The organism is Amycolatopsis dendrobii (assembly GCF_014145675.1).
Classification (GTDB): Bacteria; Actinomycetota; Actinomycetes; order Mycobacteriales; family Pseudonocardiaceae; genus Amycolatopsis; species Amycolatopsis dendrobii.
The window spans coordinates 519,402-542,624 of record NZ_JACGZW010000003.1; the positions used below are offsets into that span (position 1 = coordinate 519,402).

At 70.6% G+C, this 23,223-nt stretch carries 19 protein-coding genes; 7 read left to right on the plus strand and 12 right to left on the minus strand.

The window, feature by feature from the left end:
* Window positions 1–62: 62 nt before the first annotated feature.
* On the plus strand, window positions 63–773 hold the full coding sequence (locus H4281_RS10795) for a helix-turn-helix transcriptional regulator (protein ID WP_182890726.1): 711 nt from the start codon (window positions 63–65) through the stop codon (window positions 771–773).
* On the opposite strand, the gene H4281_RS10800 is transcribed toward H4281_RS10795, so the two are convergent.
* From H4281_RS10800 to kstR, 6 genes are all read right to left on the minus strand, one after another.
* Complete coding sequence (locus tag H4281_RS10800; RefSeq protein WP_182890727.1) at window positions 759–1,094, minus strand: hypothetical protein; 336 nt, start codon at window positions 1,092–1,094, stop codon at window positions 759–761. The genes H4281_RS10795 and H4281_RS10800 overlap by 15 nt on opposite strands.
* A 1-nt stretch (window position 1,095) precedes the next feature.
* Window positions 1,096–1,647, minus strand: a complete 552-nt coding sequence (locus H4281_RS10805) for a TetR/AcrR family transcriptional regulator (protein WP_182890728.1) — start codon at window positions 1,645–1,647, stop codon at window positions 1,096–1,098.
* A 1-nt stretch (window position 1,648) separates the two neighbouring features.
* On the minus strand, window positions 1,649–2,470 hold the full coding sequence (locus tag H4281_RS10810; RefSeq protein WP_182890729.1) for an SDR family NAD(P)-dependent oxidoreductase: 822 nt from the start codon (window positions 2,468–2,470) through the stop codon (window positions 1,649–1,651).
* 52 nt (window positions 2,471–2,522) lie between these two features.
* Window positions 2,523–3,677, minus strand: coding sequence for an SWIM zinc finger family protein (locus tag H4281_RS10815; RefSeq protein ID WP_182890730.1), 1,155 nt, complete (start codon window positions 3,675–3,677; stop codon window positions 2,523–2,525).
* A complete protein-coding gene (locus H4281_RS10820) occupies window positions 3,677–6,412 on the minus strand; it encodes an SCO1167/SCO6262 family helicase (protein ID WP_182890731.1) in 2,736 nt (911 codons plus the stop codon). The genes H4281_RS10815 and H4281_RS10820 overlap by 1 nt, the downstream gene beginning before the upstream one ends.
* A gap of 413 nt (window positions 6,413–6,825) precedes the next feature.
* Window positions 6,826–7,455: a cholesterol catabolism transcriptional regulator KstR gene (kstR, locus tag H4281_RS10825; RefSeq protein ID WP_067579674.1), complete on the minus strand. Its 630-nt coding sequence runs from the start codon at window positions 7,453–7,455 to the stop codon at window positions 6,826–6,828.
* Between the two features lie 164 nt (window positions 7,456–7,619).
* On the opposite strand from kstR, the gene H4281_RS10830 reads away from it, so the two are divergent.
* Window positions 7,620–9,620 (plus strand): acyl-CoA dehydrogenase family protein, encoded by a 2,001-nt coding sequence (locus H4281_RS10830; protein ID WP_182890732.1) that lies wholly within the window; start codon window positions 7,620–7,622, stop codon window positions 9,618–9,620.
* Window positions 9,621–9,669: 49 nt separating this feature from the next.
* Here H4281_RS10830 and H4281_RS10835 read toward each other — a convergent pair whose 3' ends face one another.
* Window positions 9,670–10,506, minus strand: a complete 837-nt coding sequence (locus tag H4281_RS10835; RefSeq protein ID WP_182890733.1) for an LLM class F420-dependent oxidoreductase — start codon at window positions 10,504–10,506, stop codon at window positions 9,670–9,672.
* Between the two features lie 107 nt (window positions 10,507–10,613).
* Here H4281_RS10835 and H4281_RS10840 point away from each other — a divergent pair, with 107 nt between their 5' ends.
* Window positions 10,614–11,318, plus strand: a complete 705-nt coding sequence (locus H4281_RS10840; protein WP_182890734.1) for a class I SAM-dependent methyltransferase — start codon at window positions 10,614–10,616, stop codon at window positions 11,316–11,318.
* 4 nt (window positions 11,319–11,322) lie between these two features.
* Here H4281_RS10840 and icmF read toward each other — a convergent pair whose 3' ends face one another.
* Window positions 11,323–14,562 carry a fused isobutyryl-CoA mutase/GTPase IcmF gene (gene icmF / locus H4281_RS10845; protein ID WP_182890735.1) on the minus strand — a complete coding sequence of 1,080 codons (3,240 nt, stop codon included), beginning with the start codon at window positions 14,560–14,562 and terminating at the stop codon, window positions 11,323–11,325.
* A 122-nt stretch (window positions 14,563–14,684) separates the two neighbouring features.
* On the opposite strand from icmF, the gene H4281_RS10850 reads away from it, so the two are divergent.
* The 4 genes from H4281_RS10850 (at window position 14,685) to H4281_RS10865 (ending at window position 16,747) form a co-directional block, all read left to right on the plus strand.
* Window positions 14,685–15,017, plus strand: a complete 333-nt coding sequence (locus tag H4281_RS10850; protein WP_182890736.1) for an ArsR/SmtB family transcription factor — start codon at window positions 14,685–14,687, stop codon at window positions 15,015–15,017.
* Window positions 15,014–15,451 (plus strand): SRPBCC family protein, encoded by a 438-nt coding sequence (locus tag H4281_RS10855; RefSeq protein ID WP_182890737.1) that lies wholly within the window; start codon window positions 15,014–15,016, stop codon window positions 15,449–15,451. Before H4281_RS10850 ends, H4281_RS10855 begins: the two co-directional genes overlap by 4 nt.
* On the plus strand, window positions 15,448–16,098 hold the full coding sequence (locus H4281_RS10860; RefSeq protein ID WP_182890738.1) for a DUF899 domain-containing protein: 651 nt from the start codon (window positions 15,448–15,450) through the stop codon (window positions 16,096–16,098). Before H4281_RS10855 ends, H4281_RS10860 begins: the two co-directional genes overlap by 4 nt.
* An 85-nt stretch (window positions 16,099–16,183) precedes the next feature.
* Window positions 16,184–16,747, plus strand: a complete 564-nt coding sequence (locus H4281_RS10865) for a dihydrofolate reductase family protein (RefSeq protein ID WP_182890739.1) — start codon at window positions 16,184–16,186, stop codon at window positions 16,745–16,747.
* Between the two features lie 44 nt (window positions 16,748–16,791).
* Here H4281_RS10865 and H4281_RS10870 read toward each other — a convergent pair whose 3' ends face one another.
* The 4 genes from H4281_RS10870 to H4281_RS10885 are packed head-to-tail and all read right to left on the minus strand — an operon-like array spanning window position 16,792 to window position 22,900.
* Window positions 16,792–17,406 carry a GTP-binding protein gene (locus tag H4281_RS10870; protein WP_081654960.1) on the minus strand — a complete coding sequence of 205 codons (615 nt, stop codon included), beginning with the start codon at window positions 17,404–17,406 and terminating at the stop codon, window positions 16,792–16,794.
* The gene (locus tag H4281_RS10875; protein WP_182890740.1) at window positions 17,387–18,157 is read right to left on the minus strand and encodes a DUF742 domain-containing protein; all 771 of its coding nucleotides are present in this window, start codon (window positions 18,155–18,157) and stop codon (window positions 17,387–17,389) included. Before H4281_RS10875 ends, H4281_RS10870 begins: the two co-directional genes overlap by 20 nt.
* Before the next feature lie 7 nt (window positions 18,158–18,164).
* A complete protein-coding gene (locus tag H4281_RS10880; protein ID WP_037809909.1) occupies window positions 18,165–18,617 on the minus strand; it encodes a roadblock/LC7 domain-containing protein in 453 nt (150 codons plus the stop codon).
* Complete coding sequence (locus tag H4281_RS10885; protein WP_376771846.1) at window positions 18,614–22,900, minus strand: sensor histidine kinase; 4,287 nt, start codon at window positions 22,898–22,900, stop codon at window positions 18,614–18,616. The genes H4281_RS10880 and H4281_RS10885 overlap by 4 nt, the downstream gene beginning before the upstream one ends.
* Between the last annotated feature and the right edge of the window lie 323 nt (window positions 22,901–23,223).

The window sequence follows — 23,223 nt, forward strand, 5'->3', positions numbered from 1 at the left end:
TGACCAGGTGAACAAGCCAGGTACTGGGATCGGGGAACCTCGCTAGGCGTTATCGTGGGTGTGTGACGAGTGACCTGGCGACCATCCGCGCGGTAGCGGCGCTGGACGAGGACCTGCGCCGGGGGATGTACTCCTTCATCCGCGACGCCGGCCGCCCGGTGACGCGCGAGGAGGCGGCCGCGGCGGTCGGCATCTCGCGCAAGCTGGCCGCGTTCCACCTGGACAAACTCGTGACGGCCGGCCTCCTGCGCGCCCGCTACGAGACGGTCGGCGGCGTCCGGAAGGTGGGCCGCGCCCCGAAGGTCTACGAACCCGCGGGGACCGACTTCGCGATCACCATCCCGCCCCGACACCCCGACGTCCTGGCCGCGATCCTGGTGGACGCCGTCGCCTCGGCGGCCCCCGGCGAACCGGCCCGGGACGCTGCGCTTCGCGAGGCCGGACGGCACGGCTCCGCGGCCGGCGCGGCTGAACGCGAACGCTCCCGTCCGGGCAGGCTGGGCACGGAACGCGGGCTGACACTGACGAGCGCGGTCCTGGCCCGCCACGGTTTCGAGCCGAACCGCGAGACGCCGGTGTGCCTGCGGCTGCGCAACTGCCCGTTCCAGCCGTTGGCGGGACGCGCGCCGGAGCTGGTGTGCGGGATGACGGACCGGTTCCTGAACGGGGTCGTGGAAGGACTCCAGGTGCCAGGAGTCTCGACGGCCCGGGTCGCGCCTCGCGACGGCGGGTGTTGCGTGGAGCTTCGAGGGTCCGAGTCAGGCGATAGCTGACCCGGTCTGCTCCAGCCTGCGGGCGAGGCAGGCGGGGACGTCTTCGAGCTTGACGTGATCTTCGAAGACACCGGTGTCGGCTTCGAAGACGGCCGCGGAGAGATCGTGGACGACCAGCGCTTCGAATTCGGCGCCGTCGATGGCGAAGGCGAGGAACCAGTTCCACGGGGTGATAGGCGCCGGGGGTGACTCGGGGTGCAGCTCCACGACGACATTTCGCGCGGGAAAGCGGGTTTGCAGGTCTGCGTTCCAGGCTTGGCAGAGGTCGAGCATGCGCGGGCGTTGCTGCGCCCAGGTGTCGGGCGCTGTCTTTCTCGCCAAGCTAGCCGCCCGACGACACCGCGCGCAGCACCCGCGCGACGTGGGCGGAGGGCCAGTCTTCGGTGAACGGCCGGGTGCGCAGCAGCCATCGGTGGAAGACCGGGCCCAGCAGCAGTTCCGCACCGTCCTCCGGGCAGGCGACCGCGGCGCGGGCCAGGCGGTCGGCGATCGCGCGCAGTTGCGGGCCCAGCAGGCGATCCAAGACTTCAGCGCCGATAGCCGGATCGGTTTGCAGTTCGGCGGTCACCGCGCGGAGCAGGCGGTCTGTCGCCGGATCGGCCAGTTCGGCGATCATGCCGCGGACCAGGGTCTCCAGATCAGCCCGAAGATCGCCGGTGTCCGGGACAGCGACTTCGCCGGCAGCGTCGAGGCTTTGTTCCAGCAGCGCGTCCAGCAGCACCGCGGCGGGCGAGGACCACGTGCGGTACAGCGTTTGCTTCCCGGCGCCCGCGCGGGCCGCGATGCCCTCCATGGTCAGGCCGCCGAAGCCGGATTCGGCGGCTAGCGAGAGCACCGCGGCGTGCACTCGGGCTCGGGTGCTGGCGCGTGCCATGTCAGATCTCCGCGTCCGAGAAACGCTTGTCCTGACGGTAATCCGTGAGGCGTCCAGACAGCGCGGTCGCGACCATGCCGGGGGCGTCGGCACCGGTCAGGACGCGCAGTCGCTGGTCGGCGGGGTCGTCGACGTGCCGCAGGATCTCCGCGGCGATCTCCGCGGGCGGAGTGCCGCCGCCGGTGCCGGTGGCGGCCCACGGGACGGTCGTCGTGCCGAACATCCGCTCGCGCAAACCGTCGTACGCCGGGTCCGGGGTGGCGAACCGCATGCTGCCGGTCGCCCATTCGGTGTCCATCCCGCCCGGTTCGACGATGCTCACGCGCACGCCGAACTCGGCGACCTCCTGTGCGATCGCCTCGCTCATGCCCTCCAGCCCCCATTTGCTCGCGCTGTACAGCCCGAATCCCGGCACCGAACCGGCGCCGCCGACCGAGGAGATCTGCACGACGTGCCCCGACCGCTGCTCGCGGAACACCGGCAATGCGGCTTGGGTCAGCCACAACGCGCCCAGCAGGTTCGTCTCCAGGATGTCCCGCGCTTCGTCCTCGCTCGCCTCCTCAGCCATGCCGACCAGTCCGTACCCGGCGTTGTTCACCACGACGTCCAGCCGGCCGAACTCGGCCACTGCCCGCCGCGCGGCTTCCCGCGCGGCGGCCCGGTCCCGCACATCGAGCACGTGCTCCACGACGTTCCGGTGTTCCGGCGCGCTGCCCGGCGTGCGGACGGTCGCCAGCACCCGGTCGCCCGCTTCCGCCGCGGCCACAGCCAGCGCCCGGCCCAGGCCGCGGCTCGTTCCGGTGATCACCCAGGTTCTCGTCATGCCGCAGACGCTAGCACAAAACGAGACGGACCGTCTCGTTTCAGTCCGGGGCTCAGCCCTCCGCCGGGTAGGCGAGGTCGACCGGCTGCTCCGCCGGAGGCCCGTCCGGCCACCACTGGCCCGCGACCCGCACGAACCGGTACCACCGGCTGTCCCGTCCGTACCGCAGCTGCACGGAACCGACCGTCACCCGGTTGCGCCACACCTTCGCCTCCCCCGGCAGTTCCGCGAGTTCCGCCCGAGCCACCGCCAGCGGACCGGGGCCGGGACTCCACACGTCCCGCAACGCCGCCAGCCCGCACCGGCCCGCTTCTCGCCAGGCCTGCGCCGACACGATCATCTCCGACGGCGCGACCTCGGCGGCAGCGGCGAGCCCGAAGACGTCCGCGCCCGGCCGGGCGGCCCGGCGAGCCAGGTCCTCGGCGAAAGTCAAGTCCGCCAAGGCATCCCGGGTGCGCAGCAGGTCGAGCGCGAGCGACGCGGCGTCGGCGGCCAGCGCGGCGAGACCAGCGGACGTCAGGCCGGAGCGAGCAGGCGGGTCGAGATCGAGCACCGCGGGCGGACCGGGTTCGCCGGGGACAGCGGGCAGCGGCGGCAGCGGCGCGATTCGCCGTGCGTACGCCTTTTTCGGCGTCAATCCGACCTCCGGCGCGCGAGCCGGACGGGCGGCGCTGGGCGTGCGCAATTCGCGCAGTTGAGCCAAAACCTCGTCCCGGCCCCGGCCGCGCAACGTGAACAGCACGAACGGATCGGCGTCCACCTCGTCGGCGACCAGGTAGTACACCGCAGCCACGTGTTTGCACGGATTCGCGCTGTCCGGACAGGAACACCGCGGCCGCAGGTCACCCGGGCCGGGCAGCAGATCGGCTCCGGCCTCGCGTGATTGGACGGCCAGTTCCTCCGGCAGCTCGCCGTCGAGCAACGCGGCAGCGTGCCCGAGGCGGCGACCGGCGACGTCGAGCAGCTTGTCCCATTCCGACGCGCTGAACTCGCGCATCCGGATCGCGACCCGGTACGGATCCGGACGGCTTCCCCGCACCCACGCGGTGATCTCGCCCGCGCTGATCGCGAGCTGGTCCACGACGCCCTTGCGCGCGTACGTCCGCCCGCGCGGCAACCGGTTCGGATCCAGTTTGGCGCGCTGCTCCAGCGCCTCCACCCACGCCCGGCCCCACCACCGGCGCCCGAACGTCCGCCGCGGCGGCATCAGCCGCTCCCCAGCCGGACGAGGTCGGCGAGCTGGTCGTCGGACAGTTCGGTGATCCAGTCCTCCCCCGCGCCGACGACTGCGTCGGCCAGCCCGCGCTTGGTTTCCAGCACCGCGGCGACGCGTTCCTCCAGCGTGCCTTCGGCGATCAGCCGGTGCACCTGGACCGGCCGGTCCTGCCCGATCCGGTACGCGCGGTCGGTGGCCTGGTCCTCCACCGCCGGGTTCCACCAGCGGTCGTAGTGGATCACGTGCGTGGCCCGGGTGAGGTTGAGCCCGACGCCGCCCGCCTTGAGCGACAACAGGAACACCGGCACCTCGCCGGACTGGAACGCGGCCACCATCTCGTCGCGCTGCTTCGGCCCGGCCTCGCCGGACAGCAGCGCGGTGGGCAGCCCGCGTTCGGCGAGCCGCCGCTCCAGCAACCGGCACAGGCGCACGTACTGGCTGAACACCAGCACGCTCTCGCCCTCGTCGAGGATGACGTCCAGCAGTTCCTCGAACGCGGCGAGCTTGCCCGACCGTCCGCTCAGCGCGCCGGTGCTTTCCTTGAGGTAGTGCGCCGGGTGGTTGCAGATCTGCTTGAGCTCGGTGAGCAGCTTCAGCACCTGGCCGCGCCGCTGCACCCCCTGCGCCTCCCGGATCTGCGCGAGATTCTCCCGGACCACCGCCTCGTACAGCGTGGTCTGCTCGGCGGTGAGCGGGACGTACCGGTCAGTCTCGGTTTTCCGAGGCAGCTCCGGCGCGATGTCCGGGTCGGTTTTGCGGCGGCGCAACAGAAACGGCCGGACCGTGGCGGCGAGCCTTCCGGTGACCGTCTCGTCCCGGTCCCGTTCGATCGGCCGCGCCACGGTGCGCCGGAACTTCTCCAGCGGACCGAGCAGCCCCGGCGTGGTCCAGTCGAGCAGCGACCACAGTTCGGTGAGCCGGTTCTCCACCGGCGTTCCGGTGAGCGCGACGCGGGCCGCCGCCGGCACCTGCCGCAGTTCTTTAGCCGTGGCGGACAACGGGTTCTTGACGTGTTGCGCCTCGTCCGCGGCGACCATGCCCCAGTCCACTTCGGACAGCAGCTCCCGGTCGCGGCGCAGCACCCCGTACGTGGCGAGCACGACCTCGTCCGGGGCCAGGTCGTCGAGATGCCGTCCGCCACCGTGGAAACGGCGCACCGGCACGTCCGGCGCGAACTTGCCGAACTCGCGTTCCCAGTTGCCCAGCAACGACGTCGGGCACAGCACGAGCGTCGGCCCCGCGGCCTGCGCGCGGCGGTGCAGATGCAGGGCGATGAGCTGGATTGTCTTGCCCAGCCCCATGTCGTCGGCGAGACAGGCGCCGAGGCCGAGCTCGGTCATCGCGATGAGCCAGCCCAGCCCCGCGCGTTGATACGGCCGCAGGGTGGCGGTGAGCCCCGCCGGTTCCTCGACCGGTGCGGGTTCCCTTTCCCGCAAACGTTCGGCGAGCCCGGACAACGCCGGTTGCGGGGCGAACTCGACGCGTTCGCCGTCGACCTCCAGTTCGCCGGTGAGCGCCGCGGCCAACGCTTCCGCGCCGGTGAGCCGCGACCGGCGAGCCCGCATCCGCGCCAGCAAGGCGGGATCGAGCTTCACCCACTGCCCGCGCAACCGGACCAGCGGACGTTTGGCTTCGGCGAGCGCCGCGACCTCCTCGTCGGTGAGTTCGCTGCCGCCGAGGCTGAGCCGCCAGCGGAACTCCAGCAGGCCGTTGAGCGGGAACGCGGGACCGGATTCGCTCGCCGGAGCCTGCGTGACGCTCGCCTTCGCCCGCACCTCCCCGGAGAAAAGATCCTTGGGCCACAGCACCTCGATGCCCGCGCCGCCCAGGTCACGGGCCCCGGCGCCGAGCAGGTCGACGACCTCGTCGTCCGACAGCGGGAGCGTGGTGGGCGCCGGTTCGGACAGGATCCGGCCCAGCGGCGGCCAGGCTCGGGCACCTCGCCGCAGCCCCAGCAGAAGCTGAGTTTCCACCTGGTCGCCCAGCCGATGCAGTACCGCTTCGGGAGCGTCCCACAACGTGGCCGCTTCGACGACCAGGCTCGGTTCAAGAGTGGAACGAACGGCCAGGACGCCGGAGAATTCCTCGTCGGTCGCTTCGATGCGCAGCAGCAGTTGCGCGCCGTCCGGGCTGCGGGCTTCCAGCTCGGTGAGCCAGGCCGCGCCGTCCGGGTCCAGCAGCGTGGGCTGAGATTCCGCGAACGCCGCCCCGCCGGACCCGACTGCCGCTGCCGGACTGCGCACGAGGACGTCCGCCGCGGCGTCCCATACCGCGCGGACCAGTGATTCCGGTGAGTGCAAGCGGATTCGTTTCACGCCGGACAACGGCAGCGCGTGCGCTTCCGGCGGCAGCGCGGCGGCTAGTCCGCGCAGGAGTTCTTCGTCGGATGAGTCCAGCGGACCCACACGCCAGGTGCCCAGGCCGCTCGGGGTCGACGCCGGGCGCAAGCGGCCGCGCGCCACGAGATTCACTCCGGCGTTGACCACCGCCGACCACGCCGCCATCGCCGGGCTCGTCTCGTCCGGTACGACCAGGAGGCGCGGGATCGCCTGCGCCAGCGGCACAAGTCGCGCTACTACCTCGGTGCGGGCGAACTTCCCGCCGCCGGGCAGGACGAGCTGGATCGGGGTGTCGCCCTCGATCTCGTCGCCCCACAGCGCCAGAACTCCCTCTCGCGGGGGATCCGAGGGGAGGTAGGTGGCTTGGGTGGTCTGGTCGAACTCCACCCACGCACGGTAACGCTTGGGTCCGACAGTTCTGCTCGTCGCCTGGTGGCGACATCGGCCGTCTTGGGTTGCGGGGGGCACCCCGAAGTTTCATTGTGCTGACGGTTCGGGGGTGCTTGTCAAGGCGGGAAAGATGCCTTGACAAGCACCCCCGAACCGCAGGGAGGCTTCGTATCGGGGTTGGGGGAAGGGCTGGGTGCCTCGCTGGGTGGGTGCAGCGGCTGCGGTGTCGTAGGCGGGCGGGGCTAGCGCCCCAATGTGGCATTGGGTGCGTCCCACGCACCCAATGTGGCGTTCGGTGCGTCACATGCACCCAATGCCACATTGGGGCGCATTTCGGCGGATGCCGGGCGGCTGGTCGCGAGGGCGACCCTGGGGGAATCAGAGTCGATGAGGGTGTCCCGCACGGACGGCTACTTGTCCAGAAGCAGGTGGACGGAAAGCTCCAGGCGGCTGGCCACATCGGCGGCGGAGGCGCGGCGGGTCACCCAGGCGACCAGGTTCGCCATCCACACGTCGGCCACCACGTGGAAGATGTCGCGGTCCGCCTCGGTGGGGTCGTCGATGCCCATCGCGCTCGCGAACATGTCCTCCATCAGCCTGCCGACCAGTTCCACCTCGGCGGCCGCGGACGTGTCGGCGAACATGAACGCGCGCACCATCGCCTCGGTGAGGTGCGGATCGCGTTGCATCAGCCGGGTGTTGCGGCCCAGGACGAACATCAGCCGCTCGGCGGGGGTCTCGCCGGGGATCGCGCTGCGCTGGATCTTCTCGTGCGCGGCCTCGAATTGCTGCGCAAGACCCGACACGAGCAGGTGAATCTTCGACGGGAAATACCGGTAGAGCGTGCCCAGCGCGACGTCGGCCTTTTCGGCGACTGCGCGCATCTGCACCGCGTCGTAGCCGCCCTTGGAGGCCAGCGAGAGCGTCGCGTCGATGATGCGGCGGCGGCGGTCCCGCTGGGCCGCGGAGCCCAGTTCCTCGCCCATCGCGCCGAGGCCGTTCGCCCGCGTTTTCGCCGGCGTCTTCGCCTTCCCCGGCATCGCATTCCCCTCTGTCGTCACGCAAGCCGTCTTGCGGAACTCGTTCCAGTTTCCGGCTAAGCGTACCTGCCCTGGAGAAAGGTTCAACTCTCGACCGCCTGGCGGAAAAACTGCAACACGTTCTACACTCGCCAGTAGCTCTGTACCCCGCGAGGAGGAGACCGATGCCGGTCGCGCTCACCGAGGACCAAACCGCGCTAGCCGCCGCCGTGCGGGCCTGGGCGGCAGCACACGATCCAGTCGCCGCCGTGCGCGCGGCCGAAACCGCGGGCGCCAGCCTGCCGGACGGGTTCTCCGCGCTCGGCCTCACCGGCATCGCACTGCCCGCGTCGGTGAACGGCGCGGACGGGACCGTCGCGGATCTCGCGGCCGGGCTCGCCGCCGCGGCGGAAGCGCTGGTCCCCGGGCCGCTGCTGAGCACCGCGCTGGCCGGATTGCTGCTGGCGGAACACTCGAAGGAACTCGCCGCCGAGATCGCCGACGGAGCCGCGCAGGTCGCGGTGCAGTTGGAAGAATCGGCGACCGTACCCGGCGCGGACGGAAAAGCATGGCTGCTTGTGCCGCGCGGCGATCAGTACGTCTTGGTCCCGCCCGGCGCAGCGGTGGAACCGTTGACCCCCTTCGACTTTTCCCGGTCGCTGGGCCGGGTCAAGGCCGACGCGCCGGGCGAGGTGCTGAATCTGCCGGACGTCCGCGATCTGGCGGCGACGCTCGCGGTCGCGGAAGCGGCGGGCGTGGCGCGCTGGTGCCTGACGACGGCCGTCGAGTACGCCAAGGTCCGGGAGCAATTCGGCCAGGTGATCGGCGCTTTCCAGGCAGTGAAACACCTGTGCGCGGAGATGTTGTGCCGCACCGAAGCGGCCGAGGCGCTGGCGTGGGACGCGGCTTCGTCAGTCGGCGACCCGCTGGCCGTCGCGAGCGCTGCGGCGGTGGCGTTGGACGCTGCCGTCGAGAACGCGAAGGACTGCATCCAGGTGCTCGGCGGAATCGGGTTCACCTGGGAACACGAAGCGCATCTGTACCTGCGGCGCGCGCTGGCGTTGCGGCAATGGCTCGGCGGTTCCCAGAAGTGGCGTCAGCGGGCCGCGGACCTGGCGTTGGCCGGGAAGCGGCGGACGCTCGGGGTGAATGTCGGCGAGGATGCCGAGGTGACCCGGCTGGTCGCGGAAATTGCTGCCCTGCCAGAAGAAAAGCGCCGCACCGCGCTCGCGGACTCGGGATTGCTGGCCCCGCACTGGCCCCAGCCCTACGGCATGGGCGCGGACGCGGCGACGCAGCTGCGGATCGACGCCGCCTTGACCGCGGCGGACATCCGGCGGCCAGACCTGGTCATCGGCGGCTGGGCCGTGCCGACGATTCTCGCGCACGGCACCGACGACCAGCGCGAACGCTTCGCCAAGCCGACCCTGCGCGGCGAAGTGACCTGGTGTCAGCTGTTCAGCGAGCCCGGCGCTGGCTCGGATCTCGCGTCGCTGCGCACCGTGGCGCGCCGGACCGACCGCGGCTGGCTGCTGACCGGCCAGAAGGTGTGGACGTCGCTTGCCCACGAAGCGGATTGGGCGATCTGCCTCGCGCGCACCGACCCGGATGTGCCGAAGCACAAGGGAATCACGTACTTCCTGGTCGACATGCGCGCCGACGGCATCACCACGCGACCGCTGCGCGAGATCACCGGACGGAGCGTGTTCAACGAGGTTTTCCTGGACGACGTCTTCGTTCCGGACGCCGATGTCGTCGGCGCACCCGGCGCGGGCTGGAAGCTCGCGCGCACGACGCTGGCGAACGAACGCGTGGCGCTGGGCCGCGGTTCCGCGGTGGGCGAGAACGTGGAGGCACTGCTGGAATCCGCGCCCGCAGACGTGGATCGCGACCGGCTCGGCGCGTTGATCGGACAAGGCAGCGCGTGTTCGGTGCTCGACCTGCGGGCGACGCTGCGGCGGCTGGACGGCCTCGGACCGGGCGCGGAATCGTCGGTCGCGAAGCTGCTGGGCGTACGGCATCGACAGGAAACAGCCGAGTTCGCGCTCGATCTCGCACCGGAGCTGGTCGCGGACACGCAGGCGGCGCAAGAGTTTCTGCTCACCCGCTGCCTGTCCATCGCGGGCGGCACCACGCAAGTCCTGCTGTCCGCCGCCGCCGAACGCGTGCTCGGCCTCCCCCGCTGAAGATCCGTGAAGGGCTCCTCGATGGAATCGAGGAGCCCTTCACGACACGTCATTCGGCCCGGAAAGCCGCGGCGAGACGGGCGTATTCGTCCAGCAGCGCCAGCGTCTCCGCCTCCGGCAGCGTCGGCAGCATGAACCCGTAGTGGTCCAGCCCGGCGTCGGCGTACTGCTTGACCGCGTCCGCGTCGGCCGGTCCGCCGAAGAGCTGCGAGGGCATGTCCCCGCGACCCGCGTCCGCCAGCTGCTGACGCACGCGGCGCACGTCGTCCGGCGACACCGCGGGGTTCGGGATCCAGCCGTCGCCGTGCTCGATCAACCGCTTCAGCGCCGCGTCGCTCGCGCCGCCGACGTAGATCGGCGGATGCGGCGTCTGCACCGGCTTCGGCCACGCGAAGATCGGGTCGAAGTCGATGTGCTTGCCGTGGAACTCGGCCTCGTCCTGCGTCCAGATCGCCTTCAGCGCGGCGATCTGCTCGTTCAGCAGCGCGCCCCGGGTCTTCGGGTCGGTGCCGTGGTTGGCCATTTCCTCCCGGTTCCAGCCCGCCCCGACGCCGAAGGCGAACCGGCCGCGCGAGATCAGGTCGAGCGACGCCACCTCCTTCGCGGTGTGGATGATGTCGCGCTGAATGAGCAGCACGACACCGGTGCCCAGCACCAGGTTCGAGGTGTTCACCGCGGCGGCCGTCAATGCCACGAAGGGGTCGAGCGTGCGGTAGTAGACCCGCGGCAGCTCGCCCCCGCTGGGGTACGGCGTTTCGCGGCTCGTCGGGATGTGCGAGTGCTCCGCGAGGAAGAGGGACGCGAAGCCGCGCTCCTCCGCCGCCTCGCCGAGCACGTCGGGGCGGATGCCTTCGTCGGTCACGAACGTCGAGATGCCGAAATCCATGCCTCCTTCTACTCCGCGGATCGGGCAGGTATTCCCGCGGGCTGTTGACAGATCACCGGCCCCGTCCGCTAGCGTTAAATCATCACACGTTGAATAGGAGGCTCCGGATGGACGTGACGGACGTCGACTTCGAGGAGATGTACCAAGGCAAGACCCCGATCGGGGAGAAGGTCCCGTGGGACATCGCCGGCCCGCAGCCCGCGGTGGTCGCACTCGAAGCGGACGGCGGATTCCACGGCGAAGTGCTCGACATCGGTTGCGGCCTGGGCGAAAACGCGATGTTCCTCGCGTCTCGCGGACATCGCGTCACGGGTCTCGACGGCGCGCCGACCGCACTCGCGCGTGCCCGCGAAACCGCCGCGAAGCGCGGCCTGGACCTCACCTTCGCCCAGGCCGACGCGACCCGGCTCGAGGGATACGAAGGCCGCTTCGACGCGGTCCTGGACAGCGCGCTTTACCACTGTCTCGACGAAGAACAGCGGCACGCGTACGTGGCGGCACTCGTGCGCGCGACCAAACCCGGCGCACGGCTGAACATATTCTGTTTCTCGGACGAGGTGCCGGCGAACTTCCCGGTGCCGTACCGGATCACCGAGCAGAATCTGCGCGAAACGGTCGGCAACGGCTGGACGATCAGCGTGCTCGAACCAGCCGTCTACACCACCGCGATGAGCCGCGAGGGCCTGATCGCCGCGGTCTCCGCCGTTTCGGAGGAGGAAAAGCCGGACCCGACCGCGCTCGACGCATTGGACGTCGACGAGCAGGGCCGGGTCCTCGTCCCGATGTGGCGGCTGGCCGCCGACCGGGCGTGACGGGTCAGACGTTGCGCCGGTACTGGCCGCCGACCTCGAAGAACGCCTCGGTGATCTGACCGAGCGAGCACACCCGCGCGGCATCCATCAGCACGTCGAACAGGTTGCCGCCGCGGGTGGCCGCGTCGCGCAGCGCCTTGAGCGCCTGCTGGGCCTCCTCGCGGTGCCCCTGCTGGAAATCGGCGAGCCTGCGCAGCTGGGACTGCTTCTCGTCCTCGGTCGCGCGGGCCAGCTCCACCTCGACGTCGTCCTCGCCCGCCTTCGGGTTGCGGAAGGTGTTGACGCCGATGATCGGCAGCGAGCCGTCGTGCTTCTTGCGTTCGTACAGCAGCGATTCGTCCTGGATGCGGCCGCGCTGGTAGCCGGTCTCCATCGCGCCGAGCACGCCGCCGCGTTCGGAGATCCGGTCGAACTCGGTGAGCACGGCCTCCTCGACCAGGTCGGTCAGCTCGTCGATGACGAACGAGCCCTGCAGCGGGTTCTCGTTCTTCGACAGGCCCCATTCCTTGTTGATGATCATCTGGATGGCCATCGCGCGGCGCACCGAGGACTCCGAAGGCGTCGTGATCGCCTCGTCGAACGCGTTGGTGTGCAAGGAGTTCGCGTTGTCGTACAGCGCGCACAGCGCCTGCAGCGTGGTGCGGATGTCGTTGAAGCTCATCTCCTGCGCGTGCAACGACCGGCCGGAGGTCTGCACGTGGTACTTGAGCTTCTGCGACCGGTCGTTCGCGCCGTACCGCTCGCGCATCGCCACGGCCCAGATCCGCCGCGCGACCCGGCCCAGCACCGAGTACTCCGCGTCCATCCCGTTGGAGAAGAAGAAGGACAGGTTCGGCGCGAAATCGTCGATGTCCATGCCGCGCGCCAGGTACGACTCCACGTAGGTGAACCCGTTGGCGAGCGTGAAGGCCAGCTGCGAGATCGGGTTCGCCCCGGCCTCGGCGATGTGGTAGCCGGAGATCGACACCGAGTAGAAGTTGCGCACCCCGTGCTGGATGAACCACTCCTGGATGTCGGCCATCATCCGCAGGCTGAACTCGGTGGAGAAGATGCAGGTGTTCTGGCCCTGGTCTTCCTTGAGGATGTCCGCCTGCACCGTGCCGCGGACGTTCTTCAGCGCCCATTCGCGCAGTTCGGCGGCCTCGGTCTCGGACGGCTCGCGCCCGTGCTCCTCGCGGAACGCGGCGAACTTCTGGTCGATCGCGGTGTTGAGGAAGAACGCGAGGATCGTCGGCGCGGGCCCGTTGATCGTCATCGACACCGAGGTGTTCGGCGCGGTCAGGTCGAAACCGTCGTAGAGTGCCTTCATGTCGTCCAGCGTCGCGATGGAGACGCCGGAGGTGCCGACCTTGCCGTAGATGTCCGGGCGGGTGTCCGGGTCGTGGCCGTACAGCGTGACCGAGTCGAACGCCGTCGACAGCCGCTTGGCCTCGGAATCGGCCGACAGCAGCTTGAACCGGCGGTTGGTGCGGAACGCGTCGCCTTCGCCGGCGAACATCCGCGCCGGGTCCTCGCCCTCGCGCTTGAACGGGAAGACGCCCGCGGTGTACGGGAAGTATCCGGGCAGGTTTTCCCGTCGCAGGAAGGAAAGCAGCTCGCCGGACTCGGTGTAGCGCGGCAGCGCGACGCGCGGGATCCGGTTGCCGGACAGGGTTTCCCGCCACAGCTGCGTGCGCAGCTCCTTGTCGCGGATCTTCACGACCAGCTCGTCCTGCCGGTAGTCCGCGGCGAGCGCCCGGAACCGTTCGAGCAGCTTGGTCGTCTCGCCGTCCACATCGGACTCCGCGGCGGCGAGCAGGCCGTCGAGCGCGTCGGTGTTCGCGTCCACTTCCGACAGCGCGGCCTTGGCCTCGGCGAGGTGCTCGCGCTTGCGGACCGCGGCGACCTGCTTCTCGGTCTGCTCGTGGTATCCGCGCACCGTCTCGGAAATCTCGGCGAGGTAGCGCGCCCGGTTGCCCGGGATGATGGTGCTGGCGTCCGTCGAGACCTTGCCCGAAACCTCCGGCAGCGTACCGGCCGACACCGACAGCCCGCGGTCGGCGAGCATGTCGCGCAGGTGCTGGTACAACGCGGTCACGCCGTCGTCGTTGAACTTCGCCGCGCTCGTGCCGTACACCGGCATCTCTTCGGGCGCGGAGCCGAACGCCTCGCGGTTGCGCACCAGCTGACGCGCGACGTCCCGACGCGCGTCCTCGGCGCCGCGGCGCTCGAACTTGTTGATCGCGACCACGTCGGCGAAGTCGAGCATGTCGATCTTCTCGAGCTGCGACGCGGCGCCGAACTCCGGCGTCATCACGTACAGCGACTCGTCCACGTAGTCGACGATGCCCGCGTCGCCCTGGCCGATGCCCGGCGTCTCCACGATCACCAGGTCGAATCCGGCCGCCTTGCAGGCGAGGATCGACTCGCTCAGCCCGGTCGGGATCTCGCCGCTGGTGGTGCGGGTGGCCAGCGATCGGAAGTACACCGGCGAGCCGTCCAGGCAGTTCATCCGGATGCGGTCGCCGAGCAGCGCGCCGCCGCCCTTGCGCCGCGACGGGTCCACCGCGAGCACGGCGATGCGCAGCTTGTCTTCCTGGTCGAGCCGGAAACGCCGGATCAGCTCGTCGGTCAGCGAGGACTTGCCGGAACCGCCGGTGCCGGTGATGCCCAGGACCGGCACCTGCTTCTGCCCGGCGGCCTCGGTGATCGCCGACAGCCATTCCTCGGGCAGGTTTTCGCGCTGCAGCTGGGTGATCACCCGCGCGAGCGCCGGCACGTCGCCGGAGAGCAGCTTGTCGACCGAGGCGGGCGGCTGCGCGGACAGGTCGCTGTCGCAGGCCTTGATCATCATGTTGATCATGCCGGGCAGGCCCATCTCGTAACCGTCTTCGGGCGAGAAGATCCGTGCCACGCCGCGCGAATGCAGCAGGTCGATCTCCTCGCGCACGATGACGCCACCGCCGCCGCCGAACACCTTGATGTGCCCCGCGCCGCGCTCGTTCAGCAGCTCCACGAGGTAGCTGAAGTACTCGACGTGCCCGCCCTGGTAGGCGGAGATGGCGACGCCCTGGACATCCTCGGCGATCGCGGCCGTGGCCACCTCGTCGACGGAACGGTTGTGGCCGAGGTGCACCACCTCCGCGCCCTGGGACTGCAGGATCCGGCGCATGATGTTGATCGAGGCGTCGTGGCCGTCGAACAAGCTGGACGCCGTGACGAACCGGACCGGGTTCGCGGGACGGTACAGGTCGCTGCCGCTCATCCCCCCAATTTACTAGGACTTCCTACTATTGGAAACCCGAGCCCGAAGTGACCCGGCTCTCAAGGGTTGACATCCGGGCTATATTCAACCCATTAGTTAATTAACCAAGTGATTGAGCACCGATGCCGACAGATCAGCTGAGCACCACGTTCGCCGCGCTGGCGGACCCGACGCGGCGAGCGATCCTCGCCCGGCTCACCCGCGGCGAGGCCACTGTCAACGAGCTGGCCGAGCCGTTCGAGGTGAGCCTGCAAGCGGTGTCGAAGCACCTGAAAGTGCTGGAGCAGGCCGGGTTGATCAGCCGGGGCCGCACCAAGCAGTGGCGGCCGTGCCGCCTGGAGGCGGGTCCGCTCGCGGACGTCGCCGGCTGGGTCGCGGAGTACCGGCGGTTCTGGGAGTCCGGATTCGACCGCTTGGACGAGCATCTGCGGCAACTGCGGGAGGGGACCGAATGAGCGAGCTGACCATCGTGCGGGTCTTCGACGCGCCGCGGGAACTGGTGTTCCGGGCCTGGACCGACCCGGCGCACCTCGCGAGCTGGTTCGGCCCGCACGGCTTCGTCGCGTCCGAGACCAGCACGGACCCGCGCCCCGGCGGCGCCTGGCACAGCCGGATCACCAGCGCCGAGCACGGCGTCGACCGCCGGGTGTCCGGCGTCTACCGCGAGGTTTCGGCACCGTCCCGGCTCGTGTTCACCTTCCGCTGGCAGCACCCGGAGGACGAAGTCGGCGAAACGCTCGTGACCATCGATTTGGCCGAGCTGGCAGGCAAAACCTCGATGACGTTCCACCAAGCCCCGTTCCCGGACACGGCCGAGCGCGACGGCCACCTCGACGGCTGGCAATCCGGTTTCGAAGATCTCGACAAGACCCTGGAGGACCTGAAATGACCGCCGCACTCCCCCGCGTCGTCTCGCCGGAAGAATGGGCCAGCGCCCGGGAAGCCCTGCTGCGCAAGGAAAAGGAACACACCCGCGCGGGCGACCGGCTGGCCGCCGAGCGCCGCCGGATGCCCATGGTCCGCTTCGCGAAGCAGTACGAACTCGCCGGCCCGGACGGCACGCAAAGCCTGCTCGACCTGTTCGACGGCCGCCGCCAGCTGATCGTCTACCACTTCATGCTGTACCCCGGCGACGAGGTGGGCTGCCCCGGTTGCTCCCTGCTCGTGGACAACATGAGCCACCCGGCGCACCTGCACGCCCGCGACGTCACGCTCAAGGTCGTCGCGCCCGCGACGCCGCCGGAGATCGAGCGGTACTGGGCCAGGATGGGCTGGACGATCCCGTGGGTTTCCGCCGCAGGCACGGATTTCCCGGCGGACTGCGGCATCGACGGCGGCTTCGGCGTGAGCGTGTTCCTCCGCGACGGCGACGACGTCTACCGCACCTACTTCACCGACGGCCGCGGCGGCGACCAGTTCGTCGGCACGCTGCGGTACCTCGACGTCACCCCGTTCGGACGGCAGGAGGCGTGGGAGGAAGAGCCGCGCGGCACGGACGCCCCCAGCAGCTGGTGGCGCCGCCACGACGAGTACTGAAAACTTTCTCGGGCGACGATGTCCAGGCAGCCATGGTGGCGCCGACCCTCTGGTGACCGGCACTCATCAAGGAAGCGAGCCCGCCATGGCCGACCTGGTCTACCTCGTCCACACGTCGCTGGACGGCTGCGTCGAAGGCCCCGCAGGAGAATTCGACTGGCCCCTCATGGGCCAGGAGCTCTCGGACTACTCGAACGAACTGTCCGAGCGCGCCGCGATGTTCGCCTACGGCCGCCGCGTATGGGAAATGATGTCGAGCTACTGGCCCGACGCGGAGTCCATTTCGGACCATCCGCACGACCTGGCCTTCGCCCCGCTGTGGCGGGAGAAGCCGAAGCTCGTCTTCTCCCGCACCCTCGCGTCGGCGGACTGGAACACCGAGATCGCCAGCGGCGACCTGGCCGAGGAAGTCGCCAACCACAAAGCAGCCGCGGACGGCGACATCGTCCTGATGGGCGGCTACGCGCTGGCCGCCGAACTGGGCCGCCGCGGGCTCATCGACGAGTACCTCGTCTGCGTCCACCCGGTAGTCCTGGGCGGAGACAAACGCCCCTTCGCCGAAGGCGCCGACCGCACGGAATTGCAGCTGGTCGAAACCCGCACCTTCGACAACACGGTCGTCCTGCTGCGCTACCGCACGAAGCGCTGAAGGCAGAGAAAAACCGGGTCACCCAAGCGTGACCCGGTTTTCGCTTACTGGTGCGCTTTCGCCGCGCGCAACGCGATCCACTGCCGCATCGCGTACTCGACCAGCGTGATCAGCGTCTGCTTCGTCGATTCCCGCTCCCGGGCGTCGCACCGGACGATCGGGATGCTCGCATCGATCGACAGCGCCTCGCGCACATCATTGATGTCGTGTTCCAGCACGCCGTCGAACGTGTTCACGCCGACGATGTAGGGCAGGCCGCGGTCCTCGAAGAAGTCGATCGGCGCGAACGAGTCCGCGAGGCGGCGGGTGTCGGCGAGCACGACCGCTCCGATGGCGCCGCGCACCAGGTCGTCCCACATGAACCAGAACCGCTGCTGGCCGGGCGTGCCGAACAGGTAGAGGATCAGGTCCGCGTCGAGCGAGACGCGGCCGAAGTCCATGGCGACCGTGGTGGTCGTCTTGTACGGGGTCTGGTCGAGGTTGTCGATGCCGCGGCTGGCGTCGGTCATCATCGCCTCGGTGGTGAGCGGAACGATTTCCGACACCGAGCCCACGAAGGTCGTCTTGCCCGCTCCGAAGCCGCCCGCCACCACGATCTTCGCCGATGTCATGGTCGGGGGCGCGGTTTCCCGCGGTGCCTTAAAGCCGACGGAGTCCACTCAAAACCCTTTCCATCAACATCAAGTGTGCTTCGGCGCCGTCCTGGCCCGAGATCGTCCGGTGCACGGTGACGAGGCCGGCGTCGGCCGCGTCGCTGATCAGCACCCGTGCCACCCCCAGCGGCACCGACAGCACCGCGGCGATCTCCGCCACCGAACGCGGGGTCCGGCACGCTTCCATGATCGAGATGCTCTCGATCTGCTCCGCCGCCGCCTGGGGGAAGCCCCCCGCGGCGACATGGTCCTTGGTGGAGATCAGCGTCTCCAGTTCGAGCGCGTAGTTCGCCCGGGTGCGCCCGCCGGTGAGAGCGTACGGGCGCACGATCGACGTCTCCTCGGCCGGGTCCACCCGATCGTGGCGCTCGGGCCGGACGATCGCCGACGGCATCGAGAACTCGCCGCTCGGCGGTCCCGGGTCGAAGAGCCCGCCTGGTCTGGGGCCGTCGGAGTCCGTACTGCCCGGTGGAGAGACGAGAGAGGTCACACCATCTCCTTGGTCGGCCTGCGGCACGGGTGCCGCAGGCGGGTCCGCTGCCGCGTGCGCTCCCGCGGCGGGCGGCACTGGGGACTGGGATTCCTTCTTTTCTTTGCCGCTCTTCTTCCGTTTTTTGCGCGAGCGGCCCGAATCAAGGCTGAACCCGTTGAGGACGTCGGCGAACGTGCCGTCGTCCCCGGCGGCGGGCTCCTCCCCGCGCGGGGGTTCGCCGCCGGTACCGGGCTCTTCGCCGAACAATCCGGACCCCTGGCTCATCGCGCCATCATCCCACCGGTTCGCCGATCAGCGAGCCCCCGGCGCCCTGCAGCTGCGCGCGCAGCTCCGGGGTCAGGATCTGGCCGACGCGGTCGACGAGCATCGTCATCTCGTAGGCGACCTGCCCGATGTCGCAGTTGGGCGCGGCGAGGATCGCCAGGCAGGAGCCGTCGCTGATGGACATCAGCACCATGATGCCGAGTTCCATCTCGACGACGGTCTCGCGCACCGAGCCCGCCTCGAAACAGCGGGCGGCGCCCTGGGTGAGGCTGACGAGCCCGGACGCCACGGCGGCGAGCTGGTCGGCGCGGTCGAGCGGCAGCCGGTTGGAGGCCGTCAGCAGGAGACCGTCTGCCGACACGACGACCGCGTGCGCGACGCCCGGGACGCGGTCGGCGAAGTCGTTCACCAGCCAGCCGAACTGGTTCTGCTGCGGCTGGGCCGCATTCGGCGAGGTCATTCACCCTCCAATGTTTCGTGGTTCTTCTCAGCGGCCTGCGCGGTGCGGTGCCTGCCGCGCTGGATCCCCTGCTGGAAACTGCTCAGGCGACCGCGCACGTCGTGCGCATCGCGGGACGGACGGGGGCTCGCCGACCCGGCGGGCGGCGGTGCGCTGCCGGGAAGAAGCTGTTCTCCTCGGCGGCGCCGAGGCAATCCTGCCGAAGTGAAGGAAGCGGGTGTCGACTGGGACACCGACTGGACCGTCCGCCACCCTTCGTCGGAACCGAAGTTCCACTCAGTGGTGGTTTCGGCAGGAGTCGTGGAGGGGCTGGCCGGCCCGTCGGAACCGGCGGGCGCGGCCGGAGCATGCGGGGCTTGCGGGGCGTCCTGTCCGGCGGAGGACTGCCGCGACGGAGCCTGTCCCGGCACCAGCGGCTGACCCCACAGCCCGGTCTGCCCCGGCGCCGCAGTCTGGCCCGGCGCCGCGGTCTGGCCCGGCGTTCCGGACTGGCCCGGGACGTTCTGTCCGGGCACCCGGGTCTGGCCCAGTCCCCCGGCCAGCCCCTGCGCCGGAGCCGGAGCCGGAGCGGCCGGAGCCGAGGCCGGGTCCGCCGTCGTGCCGGACTGCTCCGCGTTCTCCGCGGGCGTGCCCGGTGCGGCGGCCGGAGCCTGCGCGGCACGCCACGTCGTCAACGGCGAAGCCTGGCCAGGGTTCTCGGCGGGCTTGCCCCACAAGGAGGTCTGCTCCGTGCCCGGGGACTCGGCGGGCGCGGACGCCTGTCCGTTCGCCGAAGCCGGGCTGTCCGTCTTCTCCGGCGCGGCGGTCTGTCCGTTGGCCGAAGCCTGTGCCGCCTGCGACGCGGGAGTCTGCCCCGTGCCGGAGACCGCGGCTTCGAGCCCGGCCACGGCCGCCGGGACCTGGTTCGGGTCGGCGGTCGGCGGAGCGGGCGGGAGACTGCTCGCGCCCTTGCGGCGGGTCGGCAGGCTGTCGGGCTTGTCCGGCCGGACGGTCCGGTTCGGCTGCGGTGCGGGCAGTTCCGTGCGCGCGGCGGGTTCCTGGCGCGGCCAGCCGCCGTCCGGGTCGAACGCCGGGGGCACGGCCTGCACGGGCGCCGTCTCGTTCGACGAGTCCGCGTCCGCGGGCCGTTCGCCGAACCCGGCGGGCGCGTCCGTCGCACCGGAACCGGACTGGGACGTCGCGCCCGGGGTGCGCTGCGGCATCCCGCCCGGACGGTTCTGGTCAGCGGGAACGCCGAACGCGCCCGCGACCGTCTGCCGCCGCCGGACCGCCGCGTCGTGGGCGCGAGCCCGCTCCGGCGAGGTCGTGGCGTTCGAAGCGTTCGCAGCTCCGGAATCAGCCGCGGCGCCCGTGGTTTCCGGCGCGGTGCCGCGGACTTCCTGACGGCCGCGCGTCACCCCGCGCTGGAAGCTGTTCAGCCGTCCCCGCACGTCCGCGGGGTCGCGGACCGGGAGATCGCTGCTCGGCGTCTCGGCCGAGGGAGCCGCCGGTTCCGGCGTGGCGCTGCCCGGCATGAGCTGTTCGCCGCGGCGGCGCCGGGGCAGGCCCGACTTGGTGAACGCGGTCGGCTCCACTTGGGACAGTGCCTGCACCGTCCGCCAGTTTTCGTCGCTCGCGAAATCCCAGTTGCGCTGCTGCTGTTCCTCGTCCGCCTCCGGTTCCGCGGCGGCTTTGCCGGACGCGGGCGAAGCAGCCGGGGAAGCGGCCGCGGGCGGCTGCGCGGGCGAACGGAACCAGGCCGACAGCATCTCGTCGAAGATCGGCGTGTTCTCGATCGTCGTCTCGGCCGCGGACGGCGGCGGGACCTCCGGCACCTGCTGCGCGGCCTGGTTCCACCAGTCGCTCAGCGTCGTCGCGTTGGCCGCGGAGAAGAGGTCCTTGCCCGAGGGCAGTTCGCCGTCGCGCTCGTCGCGGGTTTCCGCGGCCGGTTCCGGTTCCGGACGCGGCGGCGGGACGTCGAAGGTCTGCGGCAGCTTCGGCGCGGGCGGCGGCGGGGCGGGCGTGTCGTCGTCGCGCGGGATCGGGCTGAACAGCGCGGTGCCGGACACCTCGAGATCGGACGGCGGACGCGCGACCTTGTCCCCGGAGAACCCGGCGAGGTCGCCGGCCGAGGGCCACCGCTGCGTTTCCTCGGAATTGCTGCCCTGCTGCGGAACGAGACCCGGCACGGCCGAACCGTTGGAAGCCGGACGCTGGCGCCGCGGCAGTCCGCCGGGAGCGGCGGGCGGGGCGGCGAGGCTCGCCTTGGGGCCGGGCAGCTGCCCGGGTTCGGCGCGGTCGCCGGGCGCCGTGGCCAGCCCGGTCATCACCAGTTCCGGCGGCACCACCACGGTGGCCCGCACGCCGACGATGTCCTTGCCGCCGTGCAGCGAAACGCCGATGCGGTGGCGGCCGGCGAGGCGGCCGACCACGAACAGGCCCATCCGGCGCGAGGTCGCGAGGTCGACCGAGCCCGAGTCGGTGAGGCGGCCGTTGGCCTCCACCACCTCGTACTCGTTCATGCCGATGCCCTTGTCGAGGATGTCGACGTTGAGCGAACCGTCCTCGGCGAGCCGCGTCGCGACCGTCACCTGGGTTTCCGGCGCGGAGAACGCGGTCGCGTTGTCGAGCAGCTCCGCGATGAGCCGCTGGACGTCGCTCGCGGCGAACCCGACGATCTTCACCGCGGGCGGGTGCTGGACCGAAACCCGTTGGTACTGCTCGATTTCCGAGACCGCGGCGCGCAGCACGTCGTGCGTGGCGACCGGCTGGCCGGAACGGCGGCCGGGCTCGGCGCCGGAGAGGACCATCAGGTTCTCGTTGTTGCGCCGCATCCGGGTGGCGAGGTGGTCGAGCTGGAACAGCGTGGCGAGCTGGTCGGCGTCTTCCTCGTCGCGCTCCAGCCGCTCGATCAGCTGCAGCTGCCGCTGCACGAGGCTCTGGCTGCGCCGCGACAGGTTGACGAACACGCTGGAGTAGCCGGCGCGCATGGCGGCCTGTTCGGTCGCCAGCTTCAGCGCCTGGCTGTGCACCTTCTCGAACGCCCGCGCGACCTCGCCGACCTCGTCCTGCACCTGGACCGGCACCGGTTCGACCTCGACGCTCTGCGCGCGGCCCTCCTGGATGTTGCGGACCGCCTCGGGCAGGTCCTTCTCCGCGACGTCCAGCGCGGACCGCCGCAGGATCTTCAGCGAGCGCAGCAGCTGGCGGGCGATGACGAACACGACCGCGGCCGCCGCGGCGAGCGCCGCGAACAGCAGCACGGCCAGCAGACCGGCGCTGCTGCCGGCGTCCTCGACCAGCTGGGACGACGCGGCGGTGAGGTCGGTGCTCATCCGGCCGGAAACCTCGGTCAGCTGCGAGGTCACCGCGTTCGAGGCGTTGTTCCACTCCTGCGCCGAAATCCGCTTGAGCGCGTCGTCGGTGGAGATGCCCTGCCCGCCGAGCACGGTGCCGAGCATCCGCTTGCGGTCGTAGGAGGTGTCCGGCTTGATCGTGCTTTCGAAGTCGAGGCGCTGCGGCGCGGTGGCGGCGGCGTTGAAGTCCGCGACGCGGTCGTCGTACCGCAGTTCCGCGTCGCGCACGTCGCTCAGCTGCTGCGGGGTCAGCGTGCCCGCGGAAATGCCGTAGCCCACCAGGGACTGGGTGACCGACACCTGTTCCTTGGCCGCTTCGAGGTCGTGCAGCGCGCTCGGGGTGCTGCCGAGCGCGTCGGCGCTCGCGCCCGCCGACACCGCGGTGTCCGCTCCGATCAGCGCCGTGGTGACGGCGTTGTAGTCGCCGACCGCCTCGGCCGCGTTCAGCAGGCCTGCCCCGACCTGCTGGCGGATCACCGCGATCTCGTTGACCTGCGCGGTCGCCGAGTTCACCGCGCCGGAGACGCTGGAGCCGTCGGCCCCGACGCGGGCGGCCGCCTCGGTGAACGGCGCGACCGCGGCGTCGGTGGCCGCGCGGGCGGACTTCAGTTCCGGGGTGACGCCCGAGGTGCCCGCGATGAGCTGGACGGCGGTCTGGGTGCGTTCGCGCTGCAGCCCGTCGGTGAGCGCGCGCAACTGGGTGCTCAGCGCGACGAGCCGGTCGATCCGCTGGTAGTCGCTCGACCGCGAGACCTGGCCCGCGATGGCGGTGATGCCGAGGACGAGCGCGAGCACGATGGGGACGATCGTGACCGCGGACAGCTTGACCGGCAGGCTCCAGTCCCGCCAGCGCAACGCCGCCCGCCAGCCCGACGACCAGCGCGGCCGCTTGGGCGGGCGGCCGAGCAGCTTCTCCACAGGCACTTGGCCTTCTCCTGCAACGGTCACGAAAGTGACTCCCTGTCCGGCGTCGTGGCGGCCCGTCGGCGGTCCCCGCGGCTTCGTCCGCTCCCGGGGCGCGGCGCGCTCCCGGCGCGGAGTCCCGCGGTCCGCCTGCCCGCGCGTCCGACCGGGGGCGGGCACGACTCGGCCGATCCTTCACCGGTCCGGGAGACGATCGGCTTCCCGGGACTATGCACGTGCACGACGCAACTTGCGGACTGCACGGCGGTGGTCGAGATCAACTTGTCTGCGCCTTATCGATCGCTGCGGGCGGCTGGGGCCAAAGAATCGTACACCAATCGCCGCCTGCGTTATTGCGTCCCGCATCG